Here is a 24,365-nt window from a genome sequence, read left to right on the forward strand (position 1 = left end):
TGGCAAATGGATCGGAAGGAATTCGATTTCGTCCGCAACACCTATCGCGTTCTAGTAACCCGCGCCCGCGGTGAGACGGTGATCTGGGTGCCGCGGGGCGATGCGGCGGATTGCACGCGCTGGCCGCCGCAATTCGACGCCATCGCCGAATACCTCACCGCCTGCGGCGCCCGTCCCCTGCCCGAATTCACCCCACCCCTACAGACGCAACCCGCCCTCCTCCTGTAGCGTGAGGGCATGCGCGTCTTTCTCCTCCTCCTGGCTCTCCTGGCCCCCGCCCAGGCCGCCGAACTCAAACTCGCCACCTGGAACATCGCCTGGGCCACGCTGCGCGGCGCCGATGACCGGGCTGTGCCGCGCGACGTCCCGCGCCGCAGTGAGGCTGATTGGGCGCTGCTGCGCCAATACGCCGCCCGGCTGGAGGCAGATATCATCGCCTTTCAGGAGATCGATGGCCCAGAGGCTGGGCGAAAAATCTTCGATGAGCGCGCCTATACTCTGGTCTTCCCGGCCGAGAACGACATCCAGCGCGCCGGCTTCGCCATCCGCCGCGGCCTGCGGGTCACCCAGAATGCCGATCTGGCCGGCCTCGATCTGCGTCCGCAGGCCCGCTACTCGCTGCGCCGCGGCACCGATGTGACGGTGGAGGCAGGGGGTGCGCCGCTGCGCCTGCTCTCCATCCATCTCAATGCCGGCTGCCGCGAGGAGGCGCTTTCCAGCAGCCAGCAATGCGAGAGCCTGGCGCAGCAAGCCGATATCCTGGCCGAATGGATCACCGCCCGGCAGCGGGAGGGTGTGGCCTTTGCCATTCTGGGCGATTTCAACCGCCGCTTTATGCCCACGGGGGATGAATTCGCCGCGCGGCTCAGCCAGGCCGCCCCCCTGACCCGGGCCACCGAAGGCTATTCCAACCCCTGCTTTGCCAATGATGCGCGGGGCGGGCGGCCTTTCATCGACCATATCCTCCTCGGCGGTGCCGCACGCGGCTGGCTTATCAACAATTCCATGCGGGTGATGGTCTATGCCGAGCGCGATGCCCGCGCGCGGGAAAGGCTTTCGGACCATTGCCCGGTATCCGTGCGGATCAGAACTCCGTGAATTTCTTCAACGTCACCCTCCCCCTCGCGCTGGTCAATGTCATCAACCAGGCCTCACGCTCGCTGATGGCCTTGATTGGGCCACTGCTCGCCCTCGAATTCGACCTTTCGGCGGCGGATCTTGGGCTGCTCGGCGCCATTCTCTTTGTCGCCTATGGGCTGATGCAATTGCCGGTGGGCGTGGCGCTGGACCTGTATGGGCCGCGGCGGGTGCAATGCGCCTCGGCCGGTCTTGCCTGCCTGGGCTTTGCCATCAGCGCGGCGGCGGCTGGGCCCTTCATGCTGGGCTTTGGGCGGTTCATCACCGGCATGGGCATCGCCTCGGGGCTGATTGGGCTGATCAAGGGGCATACGCTGTGGTTCCCGCGGGAGCGCGTGGCCGCACTGACCGGGGCTGGGGTTTTTATCGGCGGCATTGGTGGGCTTTGCGCTACCGTGCCGATGCAGGCGGTGCTGCCCAGCATTGGCTGGCGTGGCGCCTTTTGGGTGCTGGCAATGGCGGCGGCCTGCGTCTCGCTATGGATATGGCTGGCCGTGCCGCCCAGCCCGAAGCGCAATGCGCAAAAATCCATCTGGTCGGAAATCCGTGAATTCGGGCCGATCTTCACCGCCCCCGTCTTCATCCGCATGGCACCGGCCATTGCCACGCTCAACGCGCTGCATTTCACCTATCAGGGGCTCTGGCTTGGCCCCTGGCTGCGCGATGTGGCAGGGCTTGAAGATGGCATGCGCGCCTTGACCCTGCTGTTCTATGCGCTGGGCGTGATGTTTGGGAACCTCATCGCCGGCAATATCACCAGCCTGCTGCAGGCGCGCGGCAAAAGCCCGATGATCGTGCCGATCGTGGCCATGTGCGCCATGCTGGCCATGCAGGTGCTGATATTGGTGGTAGCCCCGCGCGATGCCTGGCTTGTCACGCTGATGTGGCTGGCTTTCTCGCTCTCGGGCTCCACCTCCTCGGCCGCCTATTCGTCCCTGGCGCAGGCTTTTCCGGCGCAACTCGCCGGGCGCGTCAGCACCGCGGTCAATGGCAGCATGCTGGCGCTGGTCTTCGTTTTTCAGAGCATGATCGGCGCGCTGCTCGACCTTTGGCCGCGTACCGCCTTGGGCGGCTGGAGCGCCACGGGCTATGCCTGGGCAATGATGGCGACCATCATCTTCCAGGCCGCCACAATGCTGTGGATGTGGAGACGACGCGAATGAAGCTCGACAAGCTGCTCAAACGCTACCGGGTGAGCGATGGGCGCAATTTTTCGCTCAAGGACCACGACCCGGCCGATCAGGGCGGCATGAAGCTGGAGCGCGAGGCGGCCGACGCCCTACTCACCGCCGGCACAAAGCGCCTCGCCGAATTGCAGGACAAGCTCTACGCCCAGGACCGCTGGGGCGTGCTGTGCATCATCCAGGCCATGGACGCGGCGGGGAAGGATGGCACGGTGAAGCATGTCTTCTCCGGCCTCAACCCGCTGGGCTGCGAGGTGACCCCCTTCAAGACACCCAGCGCGGCGGAGTTGGACCATGATTTCCTCTGGCGCCATGTCCAGGCGCTGCCGGCCCGCGGCCATATCAGCATCCATAACCGCTCCTGGTATGAGGAGGTGCTGATCGCGAGGGTGCACCCCAATATTCTCGTGGGGCAGAAGCTCCCGCCGCATCTCGTCACCAAGCATATCTATGATGAGAGGCTGGAGGATATTGCCCATTTCGAGCGTTATCTCAGCCGCCAGGGCATGGTGATTCAGAAGTTTTTTCTGCATGTCAGCAAGGAAGAGCAGCGCCGCCGCTTTCTCGCCCGCATCAAGGAGCCGGGGAAGAACTGGAAATTCACCGCCGGCGACGTGACCGAGCGCGCCCATTGGGACGCCTACCAAAGCGCCTATCAAAAAGCGATTCGCGCCACAGCCAGCGAGACAACGCCATGGTATGTGGTGCCGGCAGACCAAAAATGGTTCACCCGCTTGGTGGTGGTGGGTGCCATGGTCGATGCGCTGGAAAAACTGGAGTTGCGCTACCCTGACCCCGACCCGGCCAAAGCCGCGCAATTGGCCGCGGCAAAGCGGATTTTAGAGGAAGAGGAATAAGTTCTTCCAATGGCTACCCCTCCCGCCTATATGGGCAGGGTCAACGCCACAAAGCCCGGCGAATTTGTCCGATAACGACGTGTCAGCGATTCAATCGGCGCAAGCCTTTGACATTCAACCTTCGACCGTGCCGCGCCCGCCCTGGATCATGGCCATGAATTCGCGCCTGGTGGAGGGGTCATCCCTGAAGCCGCCCAGCATACGGCTGGTGACCATCGACACGCCGGTCTTGTGCACACCGCGCGTGGTCATGCATTGGTGCACCGCCTCGACCACCACGGCCACACCCTTGGGCCGCAACACTTCCTGGATGGTATTGGCCACCTGGGCGGTGAATTTTTCCTGGATTTGCAGCCGCTTGCCAAAGGCATCCACAACCCGGGCCAGCTTGCTGATGCCCACCACCCGGCCAGCCGGCAGATAGGCAACATGCACCCGGCCGATGATCGGCGCCATGTGATGCTCGCACACGCTCTCCAGCCGGATGTCGCGCAACACGACCATCTCATCATAGCCCTCAACCTCCTCGAAGGAGCGGGCGAGAAGTTCGGTGGGATCCTCGTCATAGCCGCAGAACCATTCGCGATAGGCCTTGGCCACGCGCTTGGGGGTATCGAGCAGGCCTTCGCGGCGGGGGTCGTCACCGGCCCAGAGCAGCAGGGTGCGGATCGCCTCCTCCGCCTCCGCCTGTGTCGGGCGGGTAAGGGGGACGCCGGCGAGGCTCTGGGTCAGATTGTTCATGATGGAACGGTATTCCTGGCTGACGCGCCGGGGCGGCGAGGCACCGCGCCCGTATCGTCAGGAACCTGCGAGGTGGTGGCGAATTGTCACGGCGCAAGCGGCGCTGTGACAATTTCGCGAAGCCTCGCTCAATCGCGGGCGGCGGCGCCCAGTTCGGCGGCCAGTTCGGCCTCCAGCGTGGGCTCTTCCTCGCGGATCGGCTCCTCGCCACGGGCCTGGCGGGCGGCCTCCTCGACGGAGCGGGCGACATTGACGATCACGGGGATCACCACCTCGGGGTGGAGTTCCACGCGGATGGTGGTGAGGCCCAGCGTCTTGATCGGCTCCTCCAGTAGGACCTGCTGGCGGTTGACGGTGAGGCCGCCTTCCTTGCAGGCATCGGCAATGTCGCGGCCCGAGACGGAACCATAGAGGCTGCCGCTCTCACCCGCCTGGCGGATGATGATGACCGACATATTCTCGACGCGCTCGGCCACGCGCTCGGCCTCCTCGCGGCGCTTGAGGTTCTGCGCCTCGAGCTGGGCGCGGTTTTCCTCGAATTTTTCCAGGTTCGCCTTATTGGCGCGAATGGCCTTGCCCAGCGGCAGCAGGAAGTTGCGCGCATAGCCCGGCTTGACCGTCACGCGGTCGCCCATCTGGCCGAGCTTGTCGACGCGCTGCATGAGAATGAGGTCGATCATCGAAGAATCTCCTAGGTCTGCGGCGGCGGCACCGCGCGCCGCGCCCATTGTTCGTAAAGGCCCATGCCGACCATGGCGGGCGCCATGATCTGCAGGAAGATCACCATCAGGGTGTAGAAGCCAGCCAGGAGCCAGACGCGCCCGCCGGAACCACGCACCCGTTTATGGACGCCGCCGATGCCCATCAGGAAGAAAGGCAGTGTCAGCAACAGCAGGATGGAGAGGGTGACCGCATCGCCCACCACCACGAAAGCGCCGCCGGCGAGCAGCAGCAAAGCCAGGTACCAGCCCGGCATCCGGGCCTCGGCCAGGTCAGGTGTCGCGGCCAGGTTAAGACCGCGACGGCGCAGAAAACCTTGCGCCAAAGCAGCATTGCCAATGGCCGTAACAGCGAGCCAAAAACCCACCGCAGCGGCCTTCACCCGAACCACGGCATCGATCATGCCTTCGGGCAGGATCAGGCCCATGCGACGGGTGGCTTGTTCCACAGCGCCGCGCAGCACCGCCTCCAGCCCGCCATCATTGGCAAAGTAGAGGCTCAGGGCCAGCAACAGCACCACCGGGTAAAGCCCCAAAGCCGCCAAGGGCCCCGAAACACTCGCCCCGCCTGGCCGCAGAAACAGCGCCACCAGCAGCCAGACCGGCACGGCGAAGAGCAGCGCGTAGAACACCGCCCCCAGCATGGAGGAGGAGAACACCACCACCAAAGCCCCCACCAGCCCCGCCAAAGCCGCGCCGGCCGGCCCGAAGGCCAGCCCCACGGAGAAGAGCGGTGCCGGCGCCAGCCACAGCAGCGCGCTGCCCAGCGGCAGGCCGCGCATCGCCCACAGCATCAGCAATGCCGAGGTCAGCCCCGCAGCCGAAGCCGCCAGCACCGCCGGATTGTTGAAGCCCTGCATGGGATGCGCCTGCCCGCCCTGGTCCTAGTCGTTGATGACGTAAGGCAGAAGGGCGAGGAAGCGGGCGCGCTTGATCGCCACCGCCAGCTCGCGCTGCTTCTTGCCGGAGACCGCGGTGATGCGGCTAGGCACGATCTTGCCGCGCTCGCTCAGGAAGCGGCTGAGAAGGCGCACATCCTTATAGTCGATCTTCGGCGCGCCCGGGCCCGAGAAGGGGCAGGACTTCTTGCGGCGATAGAAGGGGCGGCGGGCGCCCACGGCCGGGCGGCGCCCGGCAATGCCCATTTCAGGAGTATCGCTCATCGGTCGTCGTCCATTCCACCCATCATGTCCATGTCATCGCGGGGGCGGGCGCGGAATTCCTCGCGCTCATCACCACGCTCGCGGCCGCGGCCGGAGCCGAAGCGGCCAGCCGGCTTGGGCCCGCGGAAGCCACGCTCACGGTCACGATCATCGCCACGCTTGGCGAGAATGGCCGAGGGCTCCTCGGGGTTCAGTTCTTCGATGCGCGTCGTCATTTCGCGCAGCACATCCTCGTTGAGGCCGAGCTGGCGCTCCATCTCATGGATGGCGGGCGCGGGGGCATCAATGCCCAGCAGCATGTAATGGCCCTTGCGGTTCTTCTTCACCTTGTAGGCGAGACCGCGCAGACCCCAATATTCGCGCTTCTTCACCTCACCACCCATGTCGGTGATGATGGTGGTGAGACCGTCAGCGATGAGGTCGACCTGCTGCTGAGACACGTCATTGCGTGCAATAAACACGCATTCGTAGAGCGGCATGTGTGCTCCCTTTGGGTTGGTTCAGCCCGTGCGCCCGGAATGGCCGCTCAAATGGGCATAGCCGGCGCATGCCATGCGCCGGCAGGGAAGAGGGGCGTAGACACTTTTCGCGGCCGCGAGTCAAGCGGCGGGGGCGCCCTCAGCCTCTTCGCGCAGCAATTCGAGCCGCAGCCACTCCTCCTCCGCCGCCGCCAGCGCCGCCTCCTTCTCCACCAACAAGGCGCTGCGCTTGTTGAAGCCGCCCGGGTCGCGGGCAAACAGCCCGGGGTCGGCCAGCCATTTTCGCAGCACCTCGATCTCGGCGGAGAGCTTTTCCATCACCCCGGGCAGGGTTTTCAGCGCATGGCTGTCCTTGAAGCTGAGGCGCTTCTTCTCCAGCACCGGCGCCACGGCACGGCCGGCGCGGGCCACGGGCGCGCCCTCGGCCTCGGTCTTGGCCTGCACGCCATAGCCGCGCTGGTTCACCATATCGGTGTAGCCGCCGGCATATTCCTGCCAGCGGCCCTCGCCCTCATGCGCGATCACGGAGGTGGCCACGCGGTCCAGAAAGTCGCGGTCATGGCTGACCACAATGACGGTGCCGGGGTGTTCGGCCAGCAATTCCTGCAGCAGGTCGAGGGTTTCCAGGTCGAGGTCATTGGTTGGCTCGTCCAGCACCAACAGATTGGCGGGCTGGGCCAGGGCACGGGCGAGCAGCAGCCGGCCGCGCTCGCCGCCCGAGAGCAGCCGCACCGGGGTCCGCGCCTGTTCCGGCAGGAACAAGAAGTCCTTCATATAGCCCACGACGTGGCGGCGCTGGCCATTCACCTCCACCTGGTCGCCCTGCCCGCCGGTCAGCACTTCTGTCAGCGTGCGGTCGGCGTCGAGTTCGGCGCGGCGCTGGTCCAGCATCACCATGGTGAGTTCGGTGCCGCGGCGGATTTCGCCGGTATCGGCGGCCAACTCGCCGGTCAGCATTTTCAGCAGGGTGGATTTGCCGGCACCATTGGGGCCGACAATGCCCACCCGGTCGCCTCGCATGATGCGGGTGGAGAAATCGACCACCACCGGCACATCGAAGGTCTTGGAAATGCCCTTGGCCTCGATGACGAGGTTGCCGCTGGTCTCGGCATTGCTGGCGGAGAGCCTGGCTGCGCCCTGCGGGCCCATACGCTCGCGGTGCTTTTGGCGCAGCGCATGCAGATTTCCCAGGCGCTTGACGTTGCGCTTGCGCCGGGCGGTGACGCCATAGCGCAGCCAATGCTCCTCGCGCACGATCTGCCGCGCCAGCTTATGCGCGTCGCGCTCCTCTTCCTCGAGCACGGTGTCGCGCCATTCCTCGAATTTCTCGAAACCCTGCTCCAGGCGTCGGGTGGTGCCACGGTCCAGCCAGACCATGGCGCGGGACAGGCGCTCCAGAAAGCGCCGGTCATGGCTGATGAGCACCAGCGCGCCGCGAAAGGCGTTGAGTTCACGCTCCAGCCATTCAATGGCCGGCAGGTCGAGATGGTTGGTGGGCTCATCGAGCAGCAGGATATCGGGGCGCGGTGCCAAAGCCTGGGCCAGGGCGGCGCGGCGCGCCTCGCCACCGGAAAGCCGGGCGGGCGCCTCATCGCCGCTCAGGCCGAGATCGGCGAGCAATTGCCGGGCGCGGTAGGGCTCATCGGCCGGGCCGAGGCCGGACATGACAAAGTCTTCCACCGTGGCAAAGGCGGAGAGGTCCGGCTCCTGAGCCAAATAGCGCATGGTGGCGCCAGGCTGCAGGAAGCGGGTGCCGCCATCGGCCTGGGTGGTTCCGGCAGCGATGCGCAGCAGCGAGGATTTGCCCGAGCCATTGCGGCCAACCAGCGCCAGCCTTTCGCCGGGCGAGACGCTCAGCGTCGCCCCGCGCAGCAGCGGGATGGTGCCGAAGCTGGCCTTGATGTCGGTGAGCAGAAGCAGTGGAGGTGCGGCCATAAGCGGGCTTTGCGGCGGCGGCGGCCATACGTCAACGCTTTGATCGCGCCAAAGGCGCGAAGCGGGCTGGGCAGCCAGGTGGCGGCAGATTTCGCCAATCGGCCCGTCGCGGCATAGACAGCCGGCACGGCGCTGATAGCCTCGCCACTTTCCGACGAAGGACAGGATCATGGATTTTACCGGCAAAAGAGTGGTTGTGGCAGGCGGCAGCCGCGGCATTGGGCGCAGCTGCGCCCTGGCCTTCGCGCAGGCCGGGGCCCGCGTCTCCATCTGCGCCCGCAGCGAGGGGCCGCTGCGCGAGACCCAGGCCCTGCTGGGCGCGGGTGCGCATGCAGCGGTATGCGACCTGGGCAATGGCCCGGCCGTGGCTTCCTATGTGGCCGAGGCGGCGGCGGCGCTGGGCGGCATTGATATTCTGGTGAACAACGCCTCGGGCTTCGGCTCGCAGGACACCGAGGAGGGCTGGGAGGCCAGCCTGAATGTGGATGTTCTGGCCACCACGCGGGCCAGCCGCGCCGCCGTGCCGCATATGGGCGAGGGCGGTGCGATCATCAATCTGAGCTCGATTTCGGGCTTTCGCCCCAGCCTGCGCACGCCAGCCTATGCCGCGGTGAAGGCGCTGCTGATCAATTTCACCCAGAGCCAGGCGGCCATGCTGGCGCCCAAGGGCATCCGGGTGAATGGCGTGGCGCCGGGCAGCATCGAATTCCCCGGCGGCTCGTGGGAGGCGCGCAAGAGCTCTGACCCCGCACTCTATAACCGGATTCTGGGCTCCATCCCCTTTGGCCGCCTGGGCACGCCCGAAGAGGTGGCGAATGTAGTGCTCTTCCTGGCCAGCCCGCTGGCGGCCTGGGTCACCGGTCACACCATCGTGGTGGATGGCGGGCAGTTGCTCAGCTGAGGCTTTCCAGCTTCAGCCAGAGCGGGTCCTTCAGTTTGGCCAGGAAGGCGGCATGCGCCGCCTCCGCCTCGGCCGGCACCGCAATAGGCCGGGGCGTGCGCTCACCGCGCGCCTCGGTCACCAGCACGGGGCCGGTGGTATTGCTGGCCAGGGTGAGGCCGGGCTGCCGGCCGCCGCGCAGCTCAAGATAGACCTTGGCGAGCAGCTTCACATCCAGCAGGGCGTTGTGGGTGCTGCGCTCGCTCAGGTCGATATCAAAGCGGCGGCACAGCGCATCGAGGCTATTGGGCATGCCGGGGAAGCGTTTTTTCGCCAATGCCAGCGTGTCGATCATGCGCGCAGCCGGCAGGGCGGGCCGGCCAATGCGCTTCAATTCGGCATCCAGATGCATGAAATCAAACGGCGCATTGTGGGCGATGATCGGCGCATCGGCCATGAAATCCAGCCAGGCATCCACCTGTTGGGCGAAGAGCGGCGCGTTTTCCACATCCTTACTGGTCATGCCATGGATGCGGCTGGCATCGGCGGGAATATCGCGCTCAGGGTTGAGCAGGGTGTGGAAATGCCGCCCGGTGGGCAGCAGGTTCACCAGCTCGATGGCGGCGATTTCAATGACGCGATGGCCTTCGGAGGGCTCGATGCCGGTGGTCTCGGTGTCCAGCACGATTTCGCGGCTCACGCGCGGCACTCCCTGATGATGCGGCGAATCGCCTGGTCGGCATGATGGCGGCTGAGGCCGGTGCGCACCACCACATCGGCGCGGCGGCGTTTTTCGGCATCGGGCATTTGCCGGGCGAGGATGGCGGAAAGCCGCTCGGGCGTCATGCCCGGCCGGGCCAAGACGCGGGCGCGCTGCACAGCGGCGGGGGCGGAGACCACGATCACCAGGTCGAATTCCCGCCCGCCACGGGTTTCGAACAGCAGCGGAATATCGAAGACCACCATGCGCTGGCCATCGCGCCTCGCGCGGGCGACGAAGCGGCGCTGCATGTCGCGCACCAGGGGGTGGATGATGCGCTCGAGCAGGCGCAGCGCCTCGGGCTTGCCCAGCACGGCCTGGCGCAGCGCCTCGCGGCTGACGGCGCCATTGACCACGCTGCCGGGAAAGGCGGCGGCAATGGGCGCCACCGCCCGCCCACCGCGCGCCTGCAGGGTATGCACCGCCGCATCGGCATCGAAAACCCGCACCCGGGCACGGCGAAACCCGCGCGTGGCCGTGGATTTGCCCATGCCGATACCGCCGGTGAGGCCGATGCGCTTCATAGGCGGGGGATGTCTGCGGCCACCGCGTCATGCAGCGCCTGATCCACCACCGGCTCCACGCCAAACCATAGGGCGAAGCCGGGACGCGCCTGATGCAGCAGCATGCCCAGGCCGGGCACCGCGGCCAGCCCACGGGCGCGGGCGGCGTGCAGCAGCGGCGTCTCCAGCGGCACATAAACGGCATCGGCCACCACGGCATGGGCGGGCAAGGGTGAGAGGTCTATCTCCAGCGGCGGCTGGCCGGCCATGCCCAGGCTGGTGGTATTGACCAGCAGGGCGGCGGTGGAGAGCGGCGGCACGGCGGTGGCGCGGATATTGCCACCGATGGCGCGTGCGAGTTCCTCGGCCCGCTCCGGGGTGCGGTTGACCACCACCACCTCCGGGACGCCGGCATCGAGCAGGGCGGCGACAATGGCGCGCGCGGCCCCACCGGCACCCAGCAGCACCGCAGGGCCATACTCGGGCCGCCAGGCGGGGGCGGCGGCGCGCAGGCTTTCAAGGAAGCCAAAGCCATCGGTATTGCTGCCCAGGATACGGCCATCGCGGAAGACCAAGGTATTCACCGCGCCAGCGCGCAGCGCGGAGGCATCACGCTCATCGCAGAGCGCGAAGGCGGCCTCCTTATGCGGCAGCGTGACATTGGCGCCGGCGAAGCCCGCGGCCATCACGCCGCGCAGCGCGGCCTCGAATTGGTCTGGCGGTACGGGCAGCGGCACATAGGCGCCGTCAATGCCGTATCGCTCCAGCCAGTGGCTATGCAATTGCGGGCTGCGCGAATGTCCGGCTGGCCAGCCGAAAACGCCTGCGGTGATGGCCTTGCCTGTGGTGATCCGTCCCATCGGTGCAACACACATCGCGCGGCGCGGGCGGTCAAGCATGGGGCTTACCAGCGGCTGGTGGCGGCCTCATCCTCGGCCCGGGCCTCGACCCAGCGGGTGGTGCCATCGGCGAATTCCTCGCGCTTCCAGAATGGCGCGCCGGTCTTCAGCCAATCGATCAGAAAGGCGCAGGATTCCAGCGCCGCGCTGCGATGGGCACTCGCGGTCAGAACCAGCACGATGGGCGCGCCGGGCTCCAGCCGCCCCACCCGGTGGATGATGGTGCAGCCGGTCAATGGCCAGCGGCGCTCGGCCTCGGCGGCAATGCCGGCCAGCGCCTTCTCGGTCATGCCGGGATAATGCTCCAGCACCATGGCGGCGATGCCATCATCGGCGCGGCAAATGCCCACGAAGCTGGCGATACCGCCGATATCGTCGCGGCCGGCGGAGAGGGCGGCGCTCTCCGCTGCCAGGTCGAAAACAGCCTCCTGCACGCTGATGCGCGGCATGCTCAACCCCCGGTGACGGGGGGGAAGAAGGCGATCTCGTCATTCGCCGCCACGGGCGAATCGGGCTGGGCAAATTCCTGGTTCACCGCAGCACGGATTTGCCTGGGCTGGGCAAAGGCCTCGGCATGGCCGGGGCTGCGGGCGGAAAGCCATTGCACAAGCCCCGCCACGTCCCTCACCTCGGCGGGGGGCGAAAGGACCTCTTCAGCGATCCCCACCTTCTGCCGCACCCAGGCGAAGTAGAGGATCCGCATCAATCAGCGCCCAGGCAGAATCTGTTGCGCCGGACGGCCCGGCTCCTGCAGAATCTGCACCTCGCCCGGGCGGCCGAGCAGCACACCGGACTGTCCAGCGGGCCCCATGGTGGTGCTCACGCTGCCACTGCTGCCGGTGATGGTGCGGTTGGTGCCGCCGGTATTGACCGCGCTCCCCGGCATGGTGGTTTGCGGCTGGGTGACCACCGGCGCCGAAACGGTGCTGCCCGGCGGAATATAGCCCGGCGGCGGCTCGAAGGCTGCGTCGCTGCCGCGGGCGGGACGGCGCGCCGGGCTTTCACCGCGCTGCGGCAATGGCGAATTGGCCTGGGTGCCAGGCTGGTAACCTGGAATGCCGCGCAGGGCCTCATCGGGATTGGCCAGGGTGGCGCGGGGGCCTTCCTCGGGCGGCCAGACATTGCCTTCTTCAGGCTGGAGCGGATCGAGCCCCGCATTGCCACCACCGGCACGCACCCGCTGCACGGTGGTGCTGTTGGGGATGGGGGCAGCGGTGATGCCACCGAAAGTGGACATCAGGCTCAACCCGTTCACGCTCGCGAAGCCGCGGGTGATCACGCCATCCATCTGGGTGCAGGCGCTCAGGCCGCAGGCCGAGGCCAGTATCAGTAACCGAAAAATCCGCGTCATCCGATGCCCCGCAATTCGTGCCGCTCCGCAACATGCTCTGCCTGCGCCGAAGGCTCAAGGCCGCTGGTACGTCTATGCCTTATCATTCGCCGCGTATTTCAGCCCAGCCACCCAATAATCCCAGCCGGTGATGAGCGTGAGCGCAGCGGCCCCCCATAGCATCACCTCACCAATGGCCGCCACCGGAAGCCATCCAAGGCCGATGACGCGAGCACCAGTATCGCCCGCCAGCAAGGTGCCCAGCGCGCCCATCTGGAATCCGGTCTTCCATTTGGCGAGGCGGGTGACCGGCATGCCCACGCGCAATGTCGCCAGATATTCACGCAGGCCGGAGACCAGAATCTCGCGCAGCATGATGATGATGGCGGGCAGCAGGGCGCGGTCATCCAGCCTGTCGAAGCCGACCAGCAGCATCAGCGCGGCGGCGACCAGCAGCTTATCGGCGATGGGGTCCAGCATCACGCCGAAGCCAGAGGTGATGCCGCGCTCGCGGGCGATCTTGCCGTCGAAGTAATCGGTGATGGCGGCCAGGCCGAAGACCACACAGGCCGCCATATCGCCCAGCGGGCTGCGCAGCATGACCATCGCCACCAAAAGGGGGATGGCCGCGATGCGGCTGATGGTGAGAAGGTTGGGAAGATCGAACGGCACAATATTGCTTTAGCCCAGGCTTGTGGCGTTGGTCAGCCCTTGTGGCGTTCAGATGGGATGGAAATGCTCGTGAATCCGACGAGCCAGTCCAGCCCCCACGCCCGGGCAATTGGTCAAATCGTCGATTCCCGCCTGGCGCACCCCCCGGGCAGAGCCGAAATGGTTCAGCAGGCGCCGCTTCACCGCGGCACCAACCCCGGGCACGTCATCCAATTCAGACTTCGTCAGTGCCTTGGAGCGGCCGGCGCGATGGGTGGCGGAGGCAAAGCGATGCGCCTCATCACGCAGGCGCTGCAAATAATACAGGACCGGGTCCCGCGGTGGCAGTTGGAAGGCCTCGCGTCCGGCGATATGGAACCATTCACGCCCGGCATCACGGTCCACGCCCTTGGCCACGCCGACCAGTGGAATATCCTCCAGGCCGAGTTCCGCCATCACCTCGCGGGCGATGTTCAACTGGCCCTGGCCGCCATCGATGAGCACCAGATCTGGCCATGTCTCGCCATCGCGGCCGGGGTCCTCCTTCAGCGCGCGGCCGAAGCGGCGCTCCAGCACCTCCCGCATCATGCCGAAATCATCGCCGCCCTTGGCCTCGCGAATGGCGAATTTGCGATAGGCCGATTTGAGGAAGCCGGCAGGGCCGGCCGCGATCATGGCGCCATAGGCGTTGCTGCCCATGATGTGGCTATTGTCGTAAACCTCGATGCGGGCCGGCGGCTCGGGCAGGTCGAATAGCCTGCCCACCCCCTCCAGCAGGGCGGTTTGGGCGGTGGATTCGGCCAGTTTGCGCTCCAGCGCCTCACGCGCATTGGTCTGGGCATGTTCGACGGCGGCACGCTTGTCGCCTCGCTGGGGGCGATGCAATTCCACCCGCCGCTCGGCCTTGAAGCTCAGCGCCTCGCCGATCAGGGCGGCATCATCCGGATCATGGCTGAGGAGGACTAGGGGCGGGGGCGGCAGGTCCTCGTAAAGCTGGCCGAGAAAACTGCCCAGCACTGCCTCGGGCGTGATGTCGCTCTTGGAATGGCTGAGGAAATAGGGGCGGTTGCCGTTGTTGCGGCCGCCGCGGAAGAAGAAGACCTGCACGCAGGATTGGCCCGCCGCCATGTGCAGCGCCACCACATCGGCATCGCCCACATCATCCATATTGATCCGGCTGCTGCCCTGCAGATAGGTCAGGCCCCGGATACGGTCGCGCAGGGAGGCAGCGCGCTCGAATTCCAGCGCCTCGGCCGCCTGTTCCATCTCGCGCGCCAGTTCCTTTTGGATCGAGGGTGTCTCGCCAGAGAGGAATTGCCGGGCCTGGCTGACCAGATCGGCGTAATCATCCTTGCTGATCCGCTCCACACAGGGGGCCGAGCAGCGCTTGATCTGGTAAAGCAAGCATGGCCGGTCCCGGCTGTCGAAGACCGTATCGCGGCAGGTGCGCAGCAGGAAGACGCGCTGCAGCGCGGTTATGGTCTGGTTCACCGCCCAGACGCTGGCGAAGGGGCCGAAATAGGTGGCGCCCTTGCGGCGCTCGCCCCGATGCTTGGCGACCTGCGGATAGGGGTGGTCCTCGCTGATCATCAGCCAAGGGTAGGATTTGTCGTCGCGCAGGACGATGTTGTAGCGCGGCCGCAGCTTCTTGATGAGATTGGCTTCAAGCAGCAGTGCCTCAGCCTCGGAGGCGGTGGTGATGACCTCTAGCCTGCGGGTTTCGAACACCATGCGGCGCAGCCGTTCGGGCAGGCGCGCGGTCTGGGTATAGCTGGTGACGCGTTTGCGGATGGCGCGCGCCTTGCCCACGTAAAGCGCATCGCCGCGGGCATCGAGCATGCGATAGACGCCCGGGCTGAGCGGCAGATTGGGCAGCGCGGCCTCGATCACCGCAAGCCCATTCACGGGCGCGGCATCGCCCGGCTCTGGAAGGGAGGCATCTGGATCGGGGAGCATTCCCCCTGGTGTGGCGGAATGGCGGCCTGGGCTCAAGCCCGCGGCGGCGGTGGATCAGTTCTCCACGCTTTCTGTGGATAAACCTGTGGGCATCGCCATCATATCCAACCGAATTCGGCGGATGACCGCCGATTCGCCCACCTTGCCCAAGCCTTAAGCATAAATTGTAATGCGTTGATTTTGTACGTTTTTTTGTAAGTCGCTATGATTGCAGCGTAACTTTTACATGTCTTTTGTCTGGTTTTCTAACCCAAGGTGCTGCCAAGCCAACCCGGTGGACGAATTGTGGCGAGCGCACCACAAAGAGACCAAATATTTCAATCTCTTGTCCGTTCGATAACAACGCCGACACTGGCCACATCCGGAAAAGCGTCGGGCTTTTCGATGGTGATGCGCGCCTTGATGACGCGGAAATCCAGCAAGGCGGTGGCCGCGATGGTTTCAGCGAGGGTTTCCACCAGCAGCACATGCCCCGCAGCCACCGCTGCCCGCGCGACATGAACAACGGCCTGGTAGTCCACCACCCGCTCCAGCGCATCGGGGCCAATCCCGTCCGGCGCGCTCTCATCATGCACCTCGAGTTCGACGCCGATCACCACGCGCTGCGGCGCGGCCTTCTCATGCGGATGGACACCCAAACGGGCGACGAGTTCCAACCCGCGCACAAAGACGAGGCGGGTGCGGCGGTTAACATCGGGGGCATTGATCACGCCGCGAAGGCCACATCGCGGCCAGGCCGGCGCAGCCGCTGGCCCGAATCGACAATGATCACGCTACCAGTGGTGCTGGGCGCCAACATCAGATAGGCCACCGCCTCGGCCACATCTTCGGCGGTGACGCCGCGCTCCAGGGGATTATTGACCCGGGTGCGCTGAAAATCCGCCTCGGACTGGGTGCCAGAGATCAGGGCGAGGCCTGGCGCCACGCCATTGACCCGGATGCGCGGCGCCAAGGCCATGGCCTGCATTTCCGTCATACCGGCCAGCCCGTATTTGGAGAGCGCATAGGTGAAATAATCCGGATTGGCGGCGTAGAGCCGATTATCGAGCAGATTGACCACGGCGCCATCCTCACCCTCGGGCAAACCAGCGGCAAAGCCCTGGGTCAGCAGCGCCGGTGCCAGGAGGTTCACCGCCATGTGACGGGCAAAGCGCGCCGGGTCGAAAGCGCGCGGGTTGTCGTATTCAAAGAGGCTCGCATTGTTGACCAGCCCATGCAGCCCGCCGCACAGCGCGGCGGCGCGGGCGGGCAGTGCCGCTGCGGCGGCGGCATCACCGAGATCGGCCTCAATGGTCCAGGCCCGCGGCAATTCAGCCGCCAGCGCCTTCGCATCGGCACCCGATGCATTGTGGTGCAGCACCACCCCCCAACCCGCGGCAGCCATGCGCCGGGCAATGGCGGCGCCCAGACGACGCCCAGCACCCGTCACCAGCACATTTCGAGAGGTCAGGTTCATGGTGGCGGAGCTTTCGTGGCCGGCGGGAGGCGGCATATAGGTACCGCCGAGACGGTCAAGCAAGCCCGTCATGGCCATTGATGCAGCCTGGGCCGTCCCAGCCCTGGCTGCTAGCCGCGCATGAATTCCGCGAGATGGCCGCGAATACGCTGCAACACCGTGCCGGGCTCCTCGGGCAGGGTGAAGTTCTGGCCGGTGATGGTCTCGAAGGCCTCAATATAGACTGCGGCCGTGGCGAGGATCAGCTCCTCGGGAATCTCGGGGATGTCGTCATGGTAGGGGTCGCAGCGCGCGGCCACCCAATTGCGGACGAAATCCTTATCAAAGCTCTCCGGCCGCTCGGATGCCTCGAAGCGGGGCTGATAGCTCGATGCGCGCCAATAGCGGCTGCTGTCGGGGGTGTGGATTTCATCGGCCAGGATGATGCGGCCCGCGGCATCGGTGCCGAACTCGTATTTGGTATCGACCAGAATAAGCCCATTGCGCGCCGCAATCTGCTGCCCACGGGCGAAAAGCGCGAAGGCATAGGCGCTGAGCTGCTCCCATTGCACCGGGGTGACCAAATTCTGCTCCAGAATCTCGGCCGGCGTCAGTGGCGCGTCATGCCCGCCATGGAAGGCCTTGCTGGTGGGGGTGATAATGGGCTGCGGCAGGCGCTGGTTGTCGCGCAGGCCATCGGGCAGGGTATGGCCATACATCTGCCGCTGGCCGGCCTTGTAGAGGGTGAGCACCGATGTGCCGGTGCTGCCCGCCAGATAGTCCCGCACCACAATCTCCACCGGCAGGATGTCCAGACGCTGGCCCACCACCACATTGGGGTCGGGGTAGGAGAGCACGTGGTTGGGGCATAGATCGGCAGTCTGCTCGAACCAGAACCGCGCCGTTTGCGTCAGCACCTGGCCCTTGAAGGGGACAGCGCAGAGAATACGGTCAAAGGCGCTGAGCCTATCGGTGGCGATGATGATCCGACGGCCATCCGGCAGGTCGTAATTGTCGCGCACCTTGCCGCTGTAATGGTTCGGCAATTCGGCGATGGTGGCATCGGGCAACAGCTTCGCCGCCCGGCGGAGGGTTTCGATATCCATTAGGCGTATTGCATCCTCCGCGCACGGCCCCGCGCATCCTGCCAGACCGTCACCACAACGGCGAGGGCAAGGCTGGCACTGGCAAGGAGAAACAATGTCTCGGGTTGCCCATGATCCAGCAGCCAGCCAAAGAGTGGCGGGCCGAAGACCCCACCGATAGAAAACCCGGTGCTGACCACGCCGAACATTGCGCCCGCCTGACCAGGCGGGGCGGCCGCGCGCACCAGCATATCACGCGATGGCATGATCAGGCCGGAGAGAAATCCAGCCAGGCCCATGGTCGCCACCAGCGGCACGAGGCCCATGGGCACTGTGCCACCCAGCAGGATCAGCAGCCCCGAGGCACCCAGACCACCAGCCGCCACCAGGCCATGGCGTCGGGTGCGGTCAGCCACATGGCCACCGGCCAGCACGCCCAGCGCGCTCATGGTCAGCCAGGCCGTCAGCGCCGTATTGCCAGCCGCCAAGGAAAGACCCGAAAGCCCGTTCCAGGCCGAGACGCCAAAACCCTGCACAGCGGCACTGGAAAGCGCGAGGAGGACAAAGAAGCCGATCAGCAGCACCACCGTGAAGCTGATGATCCTGGGGCCACCCGGTGCCGCTTTGGCGCGAGGCGGCGGCACACGCTCGGCCAGTGCCTCGCGCAGGATGGGCAGCGCCGCCACAGGCCCCAGCAACCCGGCGATGATCAATGCCCCTCGCAGGCCAAAGCCCCAGGCCAGGGCCAGCATCAGGGCGGGTGCCACAGCGCTGCCGGCATAGCCGGCGAAGGTATGGATGGAAAACGCCCGACCCACCCGCGCCTCACCAATGGCACTGCCCAGGATCGCGTAATCGGCCGGATGATAAACGGCATTGGCCAGCCCGGCCATGGCGACGGCCACCAGCAGCGCGGGGTAGCTATTGCCAATGCCGGCCAGGATGAAGGCCATCCCGCCCAGGCACAGCCCCGCTACCAGAACACGCCGCGCGCCAATGCGGTCCACCAGAAAACCCATCGGCGCCTGGGTCAGGGCTGTCACCACATTCAGCACGGTGATGGCCAGACCAAGCTCGAGAAAGCTCACCCCCATGCTGTCACGCAGCAAGGGAAAGAGCGGCGGCAGCACCAGCAGATGCAAATGGCTGATGAAATGCGCCCCGGATATCGAGAGCAGGACGCGCTTTTCGCTGGCTTCGAACATTCTCAATGCGCCTCCGCCCAGGATCGGCCTTGGCCGACCTCGACCAGCAGGGGCACGCGCAGCATGGCCACATTCTGCATGGTGTCGCGCAGCACGCGGCCTGTTGCCTCCATTTCGGTCTCGGGCACCTCAAGAACCAATTCGTCATGCACCTGCAGCAGCATGCGGGCCTTCAGGCCGGCATCGGCCAGGGCGCGCGGCACCCGCACCATGGCGCGCTTGATCACCTCAGCCGCGCCGCCCTGGAAGGGGGCATTGATCGCCTGACGCTCGGCGCCAGACCGCAGAATGGGGTCTTTCGCGGCAATATTGGCGATCCAGAGCTTGCGGCCGAAGGGGCTGAGCACATAGCCCAGCGTCTTCGCCTCCTGCTTCAGGCGATCCATCTCGGCGCGGATGCCGGGGTATTTCTGGAAATAGGCATCGATGATCCCGCGGGCCTCGCCCGGCCCGATACCAAGCTGGGCGGCGAGGCCAAAGGCGCTCATGCCATAGATGATGCCGAAATTGATCGCTTTCGCCCGGCGTCTTGCCTCACGGTCCACCCCATCGAGCGGCAGGCCGAAAATATCGGCCGCGGTGCGGGAATGGATGTCCAGGCCCTGGGCGAAGGCGTCTCGCAGTGTCGGTACATCGGCCATATGGGCGAGCAGGCGCAACTCGATCTGAGAATAATCCGCGCTCATGAGCAGATGACCGCGCTCGGCCACGAAGGCCTGACGGATGCGCATGCCCTCCTTGGTGCGGATGGGGATGTTCTGCAGGTTTGGCTCATTGGAGGAGAGCCGGCCGGTGCTGGTCACCGCCATGGCGAAATCGGTGTGGATGCGGCCATCCACCGCCAATTGCGCGGTGAGCCCCTCAACATAGGTGGATTTCAGCTTGGCCAGCTGGCGGTGTTCCATCACCACCTTTGGCAGTTCAGCGCCTTGCGCGGCCAGCTCCTCCAGCACCTTGGCATCGGTGGACCAGGCGCCGGTCTTGCCCTTCTTGCCGCCCTTCAGGCCCATCTCATCGAACAGGATTTCGCCCAATTGCTTCGGGCTGGCCACATTGAAGGCGCGGCCGGCCACCCTGTGCGCCTCTGCCTCCAGCACCACCAGGCGCTCAGTAAAATCCTGGCCGATACGGGCCAACTCGGCGCCATCGACCTTGATGCCGGCGGTCTCCATCGCGGCCAGCACCGGTATCATGCGGCGCTCCACCTGCTCATAGAGCGCCAGGGCCTGCGCCTCGCGCAGCATGGGGCGCAGCTTCTGCCAGAGGCGCAACGTCACATCCGCATCCTCGGCGGCATAGGCTGTGGCGCGGTCCAGGGGCACGCGGTCGAAGGTGATGCGGCCCTTGCCGGTGCCGGTCACGCTGTCGAAGGAGATGGGCGCGTGGTTGAGGTGCTGCTGGGCCAGGAAATCCATGCCCTGCCCGTGCCGGCCGGCATCCATGCTGTAGGAGATCAGCATTGTGTCATCGATGGGTGCGATGGCGACGGCGCCATTCTCCGGCCGGGCCATCACCTCGATATCGTATTTTGCATTGTGCAGAATTTTCAGCACCGCAGGGTCGGTCAACACCGGACGCAGGATGGCCAGGGCGGCATCCTGCGACAATTGCTCGGGCGGCGGGCCGCTCAGCATGTCGCCGCCGCCATGGCGCAGCGGCAGATAGGCGGCACGGCCGGGTGCTGTGGCAAGCGCAATGCCCACCAGCCTGGCATTGAGTGCATCGAGGCTGTCGGTCTCGGTGTCGAAGCCCAAAATGCCATCCATGCCAGCGAGGAAGCCGCGCAGCCCGGCCTCGGTGGTGATGGTCTCATAGGGGCCAAAGGCGATATCGCCCTCGGCGGCCGGCACCATGGCGGGGGCTGCCACCATGGCGGGGATGGAGGCCTTGGCATCGCCCAGGCCCAGCCGCGACAAAAGACTGCGAAAGCCCTGCGCCTGGAAGAAGCCGGCAAGCCGCGCGGGTTCGGGCGAGCGGGCCAGCAGCGTTTCGATCGCCGCCGGCAGCGGCGCCTTGTCATCAAGCTGCACCAGCCGGCGCGATATTCGCGCCTTCTCGGCATTCTCGATCAGCGCCTCGCGCCGCTTGGGTTGTTTGATTTCGCCGGCGCGGGCGAGCAGCGTCTCGAGGTCACCATATTCGTTGATGAGCTGGGCTGCGGTTTTGATGCCGATGCCGGGCACGCCGGGCACATTGTCGGTGGCGTCGCCGGCCAGGGCCTGCACCTCCACCACCTTGTCCGGTGTCACGCCGAATTTCTCGAAAACCTCAGGCTCACGGATCGGCTTCTGCTTGATCGGGTCTAGCATGATCACGCTGGCGCGGATCAACTGCATCAGGTCCTTGTCGGAGCTGACGATGGTGGTGCGCCCACCCGCCTCCTCCATCGCCCTTGCATAGGCGGCGATCAGGTCATCAGCCTCGAAGCCCGGCAATTCCAGCCGCGCCACGCCGAAGGCATCGGTGGCCTCACGGATCAGGGCGAATTGCGGGATGAGTTCCTCCGGCGGGTCCGGCCGGTGTGCCTTGTATTGCGGATAAAACTCATTGCGGAAGGTCACCCGCGCGGTGTCGAAGACGACGGCGATATGGCTCGCCGAATGCGCCTCCAGAAACCGCGAGAGAATCTGGCAGAAGCCGAAGACCGCATTGACATGAATCCCATCCGGCCGCGTCATCGGCGGCAGCGCGTGATAGGCCCGGAAAATATAGCCCGAGCCATCGATCAGGATGAGATGCTTATCCTCGCTCATCGCGGCGCGTGGCTCCTGCGGCAATGGCGCATCCTAATGCTCCCCGCCATGCCCCGCATGCGGTTCCAGCCGGAAGGTGCGGCTGCAATAGGGGCAGGTCACCTGGGTATCCTCGATGCGCAGCATCACCAGCGGGTGGCCCAGCGCGCCGCCGCCGCCATCGCAGGCCACGCTGCGCGAATGCGCAGGCAGAATGTCTTCCGGCGTGACGCCGGGGGTGAGTTTGGGGCCGTAGCCGGTCATTTGCGGGTCGCGCATGGGGGCCTCGTGCTGTCGAGCCCCCGGCATAGCCGGAACTGCGGGGCTGGACCATGGGCCGGGCACCCCATATCGCAAGGTGATGTTCCCCTCCCGCATATTTCGTCGCCTCCCGCCATGGCTGCTTGTGGCATTGCTGCTGTCAGGCTGCGCGCGCCAAATCATTCCAGCCGGGCCGAGCACGCGGGATGCCGCGATCGAGGCCTTCACCCCACCGCCACCGATAGAGCGCCTGAGCCACTGGGCCCTGGTGCCGCCACCGCCACCGCTCCTGCCCGCCGGCCCCGCACCGGCTGAGGCGCTGATGATGGAGGATGGCACGGCCCTCGCCTTGCGGGTCTGGCGGCCGGAGGGCCCGCCCCGCGCCGTGCTGCTGGTGCTGCATGGCTTTGGCGATCATGGCGGCAATTCCCTTATCGAAGGCGCGCCGTTGCTCAATGCCGGCGGCGTGCTGGTCTATGCCTATGACCAGCGCGGCTTTGGCTATTCCCGCCATCGCGGCATCTGGCCTGGGGTGGAGACATTGGTGGCCGATGCCCGCGCGGCGGCGCGGCTGATCGCGGCGAGGCACCCGGGCCTGCCGCTTTTCATGCTGGGCGAGAGCATGGGCGGCGCCATCACCGCCGTAGCCGGGACGCAAGCGCTGCCGGTGCAAGGCTATATCCTCTCAGCGCCCGCGGTGCTCGGCCGTAGCATTTTGCCGGCCATCGCCACGCTGCTGCTCGATGGCATGGTCGCCGCCATGCCGGCCTTGGCGATGCCCGCTATCGCCGGTGGTCGCGCGGCCAGCGACAACCGGGCCGCGCTGCTGCGCTTCGGCCGCGACCCGCTGACCATCCATGAGGCCAGGCTCGACCTGGTGGCGGGTGTGCTGGACAGCATGGATGCTGCGGTGGCCGCCCTGCCCCATTGCTGCCTGGCGCCCAGCCTGATCCTGACCGGCGGGCGGGATGAGGTGATCCCCGGCCGCTTCGCCAGGCGGGTGTTGCGCGGCCTGCCCCATCGCGCGGAACAGCGCATCCTGCATTACCCGGATGGCTGGCACCTGCTGCTGCGCGATACGGTGCGCCAGCGTGTTGCGGCGGATATCCTGGCCTGGATGGACAATCCTGCCGCACCCCTGGCCGCAGAGGCCGCGGCAGCCGATTGGCTACGCTGAGAGGCCATCCATGAGGATGGGCGCCGGCCGGCCGGCGATGAGATCGGCGATGATGGCCGCGCTGCCCATGGCCAGGGTAAAGCCCAGCGAGCCCTGACCCAGGTTGAGATGCAGGTTAGGCCAGCGCGCGGTTGGCCCCAGCATGGGCAGGCCGGTGGGCGTGGCCGGGCGCATGCCGGTCCAGGGGCGCAATTCCTGCCAATGGCTGGCCTGGGGGAAGGTGGCCCGGGCCTGGCGCAGCAAGGTGTCGAGCCGACGATTGTCGAAGCGCGTATCGAGGCCGACCACATCGGCCATGCCAGCCACCCGCAAACTTTCCCCCAGCCGGGCATAGACCACCTTGGCCGCAACATCGGTGATGGAGATATCGGGCGCGAGGCCGGTGATGGGCAGGGTGAAGGAATAGCCCTTAAGCGGCTGGATCGGCAGGTCCACGCCAATGGGCGACGCCAAGGCCCGCGCGCCATTGCCCAGCGCCAGGACAAAGGCATCGGCCTCATGCACGCCCTGCGCGGTGGCGGCGCCCACCACCCGGCCGCCTGCGGTCAGCAATTGCGTCACCCGGGTGCCAAAGTGGAACGCCACATCAAAATTCGAGCGGCGCAGCACCTGCTCGAGACCCAGGCAGAAGAGATGGCAGTCACCGGCCTCCTCGCTGGGCGTATGAATGCCGCCAACGAGGCGGCTGCTGATATGACCAAGGGCAGGCTCAAGCGCCAGGCATTCGGCGGCGGTGAGGGCGTGCTGCTCGCTGCCCAGAGCGGCCTGGGTGGCCATTTGCCGTTTGGCGCCCTCAAGCCCCGCATGGTCCGAATAGACCACCAGCTTGCCGGAGCGGGCGAAGGCAAACTCGAGTTCCTCCCGCGCCAGGAGGGCATGCAACGCGTCCCGCGAGAGATAGGCCAGGCGCAGCAGGGCCGCCGTGGTGCGGGCCGATGTGGCTCCATTGCAGGCCCGCAGAAACGCCAGCAGCCACAGCGCCTGGGCACGGGTGAAATCGGGCCGGAAGCGCATGGGGCCATCGGCATCGAGCAGCCAGCCGGGGATTTTGCCCATCACGCCAGCGCCGGCGAAGGGCGCGACATAGCTGTAGGAAAGCTGCCCGCCATTGGCGCGGCTGGTGGCAAGGCCCGGTTTGACCTCGCCCTCCAGCACCGTCACGCTATGGCCCTCGCGCGCCAGGCTATAGGCAGTGGCGAGGCCGACAACGCCGGCCCCGAGTACAATGATCCGCATTCGCTGCCTTGTTGATCGCCTTTGCGCCTGGGGCGATGAA

At 66.2% G+C, this 24,365-nt stretch carries 26 protein-coding genes and 1 pseudogene; 6 read left to right on the forward strand and 21 right to left on the reverse strand.

The genetic code is table 11. From position 1 onward, the window contains the following. The 4 genes and pseudogenes from ABWP84_RS02165 to ABWP84_RS02180 all read left to right on the forward strand — a co-directional run. Nucleotides 1-228: pseudogene (locus tag ABWP84_RS02165) on the forward strand (hypothetical protein); the annotation flags it as partial. Nucleotides 229-237: 9 nt separating this feature from the next. After that, nucleotides 238-1,098: an endonuclease/exonuclease/phosphatase family protein gene (locus ABWP84_RS02170; RefSeq protein WP_353210352.1), complete on the forward strand. Its 861-nt coding sequence runs from the start codon at nucleotides 238-240 to the stop codon at nucleotides 1,096-1,098. Next, on the forward strand, nucleotides 1,095-2,300 hold the full coding sequence (locus ABWP84_RS02175) for an MFS transporter (protein ID WP_353210353.1): 1,206 nt from the start codon (nucleotides 1,095-1,097) through the stop codon (nucleotides 2,298-2,300). Before ABWP84_RS02170 ends, ABWP84_RS02175 begins: the two co-directional genes overlap by 4 nt. Next, a complete protein-coding gene (locus ABWP84_RS02180) occupies nucleotides 2,297-3,178 on the forward strand; it encodes a polyphosphate kinase 2 family protein (protein WP_353210354.1) in 882 nt (293 codons plus the stop codon). Before ABWP84_RS02175 ends, ABWP84_RS02180 begins: the two co-directional genes overlap by 4 nt. Before the next feature lie 114 nt (nucleotides 3,179-3,292). Here ABWP84_RS02180 and folE read toward each other — a convergent pair whose 3' ends face one another. The 6 genes from folE to ABWP84_RS02210 form a co-directional block, all read right to left on the reverse strand. Beyond that, nucleotides 3,293-3,919, reverse strand: a complete 627-nt coding sequence (gene folE, locus ABWP84_RS02185; protein WP_353210355.1) for a GTP cyclohydrolase I FolE — start codon at nucleotides 3,917-3,919, stop codon at nucleotides 3,293-3,295. Between the two features lie 128 nt (nucleotides 3,920-4,047). Continuing rightward, the gene (gene rplI, locus ABWP84_RS02190; protein WP_353210356.1) at nucleotides 4,048-4,599 is read right to left on the reverse strand and encodes a 50S ribosomal protein L9; all 552 of its coding nucleotides are present in this window, start codon (nucleotides 4,597-4,599) and stop codon (nucleotides 4,048-4,050) included. Between the two features lie 11 nt (nucleotides 4,600-4,610). Then, the gene (locus ABWP84_RS02195) at nucleotides 4,611-5,498 is read right to left on the reverse strand and encodes a hypothetical protein (RefSeq protein WP_353210357.1); all 888 of its coding nucleotides are present in this window, start codon (nucleotides 5,496-5,498) and stop codon (nucleotides 4,611-4,613) included. A gap of 24 nt (nucleotides 5,499-5,522) precedes the next feature. Then, nucleotides 5,523-5,801: a 30S ribosomal protein S18 gene (gene rpsR / locus ABWP84_RS02200; protein WP_353210358.1), complete on the reverse strand. Its 279-nt coding sequence runs from the start codon at nucleotides 5,799-5,801 to the stop codon at nucleotides 5,523-5,525. Further along, complete coding sequence (gene rpsF / locus ABWP84_RS02205) at nucleotides 5,798-6,280, reverse strand: 30S ribosomal protein S6 (RefSeq protein WP_353210359.1); 483 nt, start codon at nucleotides 6,278-6,280, stop codon at nucleotides 5,798-5,800. Before rpsF ends, rpsR begins: the two co-directional genes overlap by 4 nt. Nucleotides 6,281-6,400: 120 nt before the next feature. Beyond that, entirely contained in the window at nucleotides 6,401-8,215 is a 1,815-nt protein-coding gene (locus ABWP84_RS02210; RefSeq protein ID WP_353210360.1) for an ATP-binding cassette domain-containing protein, read from the reverse strand. Nucleotides 8,216-8,384: 169 nt separating this feature from the next. Here ABWP84_RS02210 and ABWP84_RS02215 point away from each other — a divergent pair, with 169 nt between their 5' ends. Next, nucleotides 8,385-9,116 (forward strand): SDR family oxidoreductase, encoded by a 732-nt coding sequence (locus ABWP84_RS02215; protein WP_353210361.1) that lies wholly within the window; start codon nucleotides 8,385-8,387, stop codon nucleotides 9,114-9,116. On the opposite strand, the gene dnaQ is transcribed toward ABWP84_RS02215, so the two are convergent. The 14 genes from dnaQ to ABWP84_RS02285 form a co-directional block, all read right to left on the reverse strand. Continuing rightward, a complete protein-coding gene (gene dnaQ / locus ABWP84_RS02220) occupies nucleotides 9,109-9,795 on the reverse strand; it encodes a DNA polymerase III subunit epsilon (protein ID WP_353210362.1) in 687 nt (228 codons plus the stop codon). The genes ABWP84_RS02215 and dnaQ overlap by 8 nt on opposite strands. Further along, the gene (coaE, locus tag ABWP84_RS02225; RefSeq protein ID WP_353210363.1) at nucleotides 9,792-10,379 is read right to left on the reverse strand and encodes a dephospho-CoA kinase; all 588 of its coding nucleotides are present in this window, start codon (nucleotides 10,377-10,379) and stop codon (nucleotides 9,792-9,794) included. Before coaE ends, dnaQ begins: the two co-directional genes overlap by 4 nt. After that, a complete protein-coding gene (locus ABWP84_RS02230) occupies nucleotides 10,376-11,209 on the reverse strand; it encodes a shikimate dehydrogenase (RefSeq protein WP_353210455.1) in 834 nt (277 codons plus the stop codon). The genes coaE and ABWP84_RS02230 overlap by 4 nt, the downstream gene beginning before the upstream one ends. Before the next feature lie 53 nt (nucleotides 11,210-11,262). Continuing rightward, nucleotides 11,263-11,706, reverse strand: coding sequence for a molybdenum cofactor biosynthesis protein MoaE (locus tag ABWP84_RS02235; protein WP_353210364.1), 444 nt, complete (start codon nucleotides 11,704-11,706; stop codon nucleotides 11,263-11,265). A 2-nt stretch (nucleotides 11,707-11,708) separates the two neighbouring features. Next, on the reverse strand, nucleotides 11,709-11,960 hold the full coding sequence (gene moaD, locus ABWP84_RS02240) for a molybdopterin converting factor subunit 1 (RefSeq protein WP_353210365.1): 252 nt from the start codon (nucleotides 11,958-11,960) through the stop codon (nucleotides 11,709-11,711). A gap of 3 nt (nucleotides 11,961-11,963) precedes the next feature. After that, nucleotides 11,964-12,608, reverse strand: coding sequence for a hypothetical protein (locus tag ABWP84_RS02245; RefSeq protein ID WP_353210366.1), 645 nt, complete (start codon nucleotides 12,606-12,608; stop codon nucleotides 11,964-11,966). Between the two features lie 72 nt (nucleotides 12,609-12,680). Next, complete coding sequence (gene pgsA / locus ABWP84_RS02250; protein ID WP_353210367.1) at nucleotides 12,681-13,259, reverse strand: CDP-diacylglycerol--glycerol-3-phosphate 3-phosphatidyltransferase; 579 nt, start codon at nucleotides 13,257-13,259, stop codon at nucleotides 12,681-12,683. Between the two features lie 48 nt (nucleotides 13,260-13,307). Further along, on the reverse strand, nucleotides 13,308-15,194 hold the full coding sequence (uvrC, locus tag ABWP84_RS02255; protein ID WP_353210368.1) for an excinuclease ABC subunit UvrC: 1,887 nt from the start codon (nucleotides 15,192-15,194) through the stop codon (nucleotides 13,308-13,310). 317 nt (nucleotides 15,195-15,511) lie between these two features. Then, nucleotides 15,512-15,904 (reverse strand): dihydroneopterin aldolase, encoded by a 393-nt coding sequence (folB, locus tag ABWP84_RS02260; protein WP_353210369.1) that lies wholly within the window; start codon nucleotides 15,902-15,904, stop codon nucleotides 15,512-15,514. Beyond that, on the reverse strand, nucleotides 15,901-16,722 hold the full coding sequence (locus ABWP84_RS02265; RefSeq protein WP_353210370.1) for an SDR family oxidoreductase: 822 nt from the start codon (nucleotides 16,720-16,722) through the stop codon (nucleotides 15,901-15,903). The genes folB and ABWP84_RS02265 overlap by 4 nt, the downstream gene beginning before the upstream one ends. Before the next feature lie 38 nt (nucleotides 16,723-16,760). Further along, the gene (locus tag ABWP84_RS02270; protein WP_353210371.1) at nucleotides 16,761-17,735 is read right to left on the reverse strand and encodes a phosphoribosylaminoimidazolesuccinocarboxamide synthase; all 975 of its coding nucleotides are present in this window, start codon (nucleotides 17,733-17,735) and stop codon (nucleotides 16,761-16,763) included. Next, nucleotides 17,735-18,919, reverse strand: coding sequence for an MFS transporter (locus tag ABWP84_RS02275; protein WP_353210372.1), 1,185 nt, complete (start codon nucleotides 18,917-18,919; stop codon nucleotides 17,735-17,737). Before ABWP84_RS02275 ends, ABWP84_RS02270 begins: the two co-directional genes overlap by 1 nt. Nucleotides 18,920-18,921: 2 nt before the next feature. Then, a complete protein-coding gene (gene polA / locus ABWP84_RS02280) occupies nucleotides 18,922-21,672 on the reverse strand; it encodes a DNA polymerase I (protein ID WP_353210373.1) in 2,751 nt (916 codons plus the stop codon). Between the two features lie 33 nt (nucleotides 21,673-21,705). Next, entirely contained in the window at nucleotides 21,706-21,930 is a 225-nt protein-coding gene (locus ABWP84_RS02285; protein ID WP_353210374.1) for a zinc-finger domain-containing protein, read from the reverse strand. Between the two features lie 82 nt (nucleotides 21,931-22,012). Between ABWP84_RS02285 and ABWP84_RS02290 the strand changes: the two genes are divergently transcribed. After that, the gene (locus tag ABWP84_RS02290) at nucleotides 22,013-23,089 is read left to right on the forward strand and encodes an alpha/beta fold hydrolase (RefSeq protein ID WP_353210375.1); all 1,077 of its coding nucleotides are present in this window, start codon (nucleotides 22,013-22,015) and stop codon (nucleotides 23,087-23,089) included. Here ABWP84_RS02290 and ABWP84_RS02295 read toward each other — a convergent pair. Beyond that, nucleotides 23,081-24,325 (reverse strand): D-amino acid dehydrogenase, encoded by a 1,245-nt coding sequence (locus ABWP84_RS02295; RefSeq protein WP_353210376.1) that lies wholly within the window; start codon nucleotides 24,323-24,325, stop codon nucleotides 23,081-23,083. The two genes, ABWP84_RS02290 and ABWP84_RS02295, sit on opposite strands and share 9 nt — an antisense overlap. Nucleotides 24,326-24,365: the final 40 nt, after the last annotated feature.

The organism is Rhodovarius sp. (assembly GCF_040399605.1).
GTDB classification, from domain to species: Bacteria; Pseudomonadota; Alphaproteobacteria; order Acetobacterales; family Acetobacteraceae; genus Rhodovarius; species Rhodovarius crocodyli_A.

What these genes read in the sequence shown, in the direction of transcription:
- rpsR (WP_353210358.1), bottom strand. Translation starts at nt 5,801, where the DNA reads ATGAGCGATACTCCTGAAATGGGCATTGCCGGGCGCCGCCCGGCCGTG.
- ABWP84_RS02180 (WP_353210354.1), top strand. Translation starts at nt 2,297, where the DNA reads ATGAAGCTCGACAAGCTGCTCAAACGCTACCGGGTGAGCGATGGGCGC.
- ABWP84_RS02285 (WP_353210374.1), bottom strand. Translation starts at nt 21,930, where the DNA reads ATGCGCGACCCGCAAATGACCGGCTACGGCCCCAAACTCACCCCCGGC.
- polA (WP_353210373.1), bottom strand. Translation starts at nt 21,672, where the DNA reads ATGAGCGAGGATAAGCATCTCATCCTGATCGATGGCTCGGGCTATATT.
- ABWP84_RS02295 (WP_353210376.1), bottom strand. Translation starts at nt 24,325, where the DNA reads ATGCGGATCATTGTACTCGGGGCCGGCGTTGTCGGCCTCGCCACTGCC.
- folE (WP_353210355.1), bottom strand. Translation starts at nt 3,919, where the DNA reads ATGAACAATCTGACCCAGAGCCTCGCCGGCGTCCCCCTTACCCGCCCG.
- ABWP84_RS02235 (WP_353210364.1), bottom strand. Translation starts at nt 11,706, where the DNA reads ATGCCGCGCATCAGCGTGCAGGAGGCTGTTTTCGACCTGGCAGCGGAG.
- rpsF (WP_353210359.1), bottom strand. Translation starts at nt 6,280, where the DNA reads ATGCCGCTCTACGAATGCGTGTTTATTGCACGCAATGACGTGTCTCAG.
- moaD (WP_353210365.1), bottom strand. Translation starts at nt 11,960, where the DNA reads ATGCGGATCCTCTACTTCGCCTGGGTGCGGCAGAAGGTGGGGATCGCT.
- ABWP84_RS02210 (WP_353210360.1), bottom strand. Translation starts at nt 8,215, where the DNA reads ATGGCCGCACCTCCACTGCTTCTGCTCACCGACATCAAGGCCAGCTTC.
- rplI (WP_353210356.1), bottom strand. Translation starts at nt 4,599, where the DNA reads ATGATCGACCTCATTCTCATGCAGCGCGTCGACAAGCTCGGCCAGATG.
- ABWP84_RS02290 (WP_353210375.1), top strand. Translation starts at nt 22,013, where the DNA reads ATGTTCCCCTCCCGCATATTTCGTCGCCTCCCGCCATGGCTGCTTGTG.
- ABWP84_RS02170 (WP_353210352.1), top strand. Translation starts at nt 238, where the DNA reads ATGCGCGTCTTTCTCCTCCTCCTGGCTCTCCTGGCCCCCGCCCAGGCC.
- ABWP84_RS02245 (WP_353210366.1), bottom strand. Translation starts at nt 12,608, where the DNA reads ATGACGCGGATTTTTCGGTTACTGATACTGGCCTCGGCCTGCGGCCTG.
- uvrC (WP_353210368.1), bottom strand. Translation starts at nt 15,194, where the DNA reads ATGCTCCCCGATCCAGATGCCTCCCTTCCAGAGCCGGGCGATGCCGCG.
- ABWP84_RS02215 (WP_353210361.1), top strand. Translation starts at nt 8,385, where the DNA reads ATGGATTTTACCGGCAAAAGAGTGGTTGTGGCAGGCGGCAGCCGCGGC.
- ABWP84_RS02195 (WP_353210357.1), bottom strand. Translation starts at nt 5,498, where the DNA reads ATGCAGGGCTTCAACAATCCGGCGGTGCTGGCGGCTTCGGCTGCGGGG.
- ABWP84_RS02270 (WP_353210371.1), bottom strand. Translation starts at nt 17,735, where the DNA reads ATGGATATCGAAACCCTCCGCCGGGCGGCGAAGCTGTTGCCCGATGCC.
- coaE (WP_353210363.1), bottom strand. Translation starts at nt 10,379, where the DNA reads ATGAAGCGCATCGGCCTCACCGGCGGTATCGGCATGGGCAAATCCACG.
- ABWP84_RS02265 (WP_353210370.1), bottom strand. Translation starts at nt 16,722, where the DNA reads ATGACGGGCTTGCTTGACCGTCTCGGCGGTACCTATATGCCGCCTCCC.
- ABWP84_RS02275 (WP_353210372.1), bottom strand. Translation starts at nt 18,919, where the DNA reads ATGTTCGAAGCCAGCGAAAAGCGCGTCCTGCTCTCGATATCCGGGGCG.